Here is a 1,006-nt window from a genome sequence, read left to right on the forward strand (position 1 = left end):
TTAATATTAAATAGTGGATTCACTTTAAAAGAATTGCTTAAGATAAAGAGAAAATTTATTATGCTATATAAAGATGATCCTGATGTTTATGATAAGTACCAAAGTAAAACAGATTGCTTTTGTCATTATCTGTTACTTATGGGTGAAGAAGTAGCCACGCCATTAATATATTCAACATTAATTAATTCATTTATAATATCAGGAATGTTTTTCAGTGATATGGTATATGGAATTCCATTGATGACCTTTGTTTACTTATCAACAACAACATTCGCTTTATTTTATTTCAGCTATTCTGTTTACTGTAATTTCATCACAGGATTAAAATTAGCAATACTCTATATACGCTTTAAAATAAAAAGTAAATTTAACCCTTTAGTTCATCAATAAAATAGGATTAAAATAACTAATTATAAAACCAAATAAAATCGAGTTTAAATAAATGAACCTAACTGACTTAAGAAAATTAATATTAAATAGTGGATTCACTTTAAAAGAATTGCTTAAGATAAAGAGAAGCTTTCTTGTCCTGCATAAAGATGACCCATATATTTATGATAAACATCAAAGCAAAACAGATTGTTTTTGTCATTATCTGATATTTATAGCCGAAGAAGTTTCTTTGCCGTTAACATTTTCCACTCCAATTTGTTTATTTATAATATCAGGTATGTATTTCAGTGGGAAAGCATATGGAATTCCATTAATGTTTTCAATTTACTTATTTTTTGCCATTTCTGCTTTTATTTACTATAGTCTCTCTGTTGGCTGTAATTTAATCACAGGCTCAAAACTGTTAATTTTCCACATTCGCTTTAAAATAAAAAGTAAATTTAACCCTTGAGTTCATTAATAAAACAGGATAAAAACAACCAATTATAAAACCCAATAAAATCGAGTCTAAATAAATGAACTTAGCTGACTTAAGAAAATTAATATTAAATAGTGGATTCACTTTAAAAGAATTGCTTAAGATAAAGAGAAAATTTATTATGCTATATAAAGA

The 1,006-nt window shown here is 25.7% G+C and carries 2 protein-coding genes; both read left to right on the forward strand.

What is annotated here, in order from left to right; translation table 11 throughout:
• Nucleotides 1-390, forward strand: a 390-nt coding sequence (locus tag AM629_RS21210) for a hypothetical protein (RefSeq protein WP_072161977.1), incomplete at its 5' end; no start/stop codon positions are given.
• 52 nt (nucleotides 391-442) lie between these two features.
• Entirely contained in the window at nucleotides 443-844 is a 402-nt protein-coding gene (locus tag AM629_RS22890) for a hypothetical protein (RefSeq protein WP_072161978.1), read from the forward strand.
• The last annotated feature ends 162 nt before the right edge of the window (nucleotides 845-1,006 follow it).

This window comes from Photorhabdus heterorhabditis (assembly GCF_001280945.1).
GTDB classification, from domain to species: domain Bacteria; phylum Pseudomonadota; class Gammaproteobacteria; order Enterobacterales; family Enterobacteriaceae; genus Photorhabdus; species Photorhabdus heterorhabditis.